The organism is Halorubrum sp. SP9, assembly GCF_005435015.1.
Taxonomy (GTDB): Archaea; Halobacteriota; Halobacteria; order Halobacteriales; family Haloferacaceae; genus Halorubrum; species Halorubrum sodomense.
Map to the genome: position 1 here is coordinate 1 of NZ_SGXU01000848.1, position 206 is coordinate 206.

Sequence of the window (206 nt, forward strand, 5' to 3'; positions counted from 1 at the left end):
TCCGCCGCGTCGGCCCGCGCCGCGAGTTCGCGGTCGCGGGTGACCAGGGTCCGCCCCTCGTCGGCTGCGAGGTCGAGGAGCCGGTCGTCGGCCTCGACGCCGCGGTCGAGCGCGTAGGCGGCGTCGTAGCCGCACAGGCGCAGGTAGGTGGCCAGCTTCCCGCACATGACGTCGAGCAGGACCGGCGGGTTCCCCCCGGTGGTGGG

At 76.2% G+C, this 206-nt stretch carries 1 protein-coding gene; it reads right to left on the reverse strand.

Going from position 1 to position 206, the window contains the following annotated elements:
* Nucleotides 1–179 (reverse strand): Mut7-C RNAse domain-containing protein (locus tag EXE45_RS19535; protein ID WP_394348159.1); only part of this gene is annotated, 179 nt, incomplete at its 3' end.
* Nucleotides 180–206: the final 27 nt, after the last annotated feature.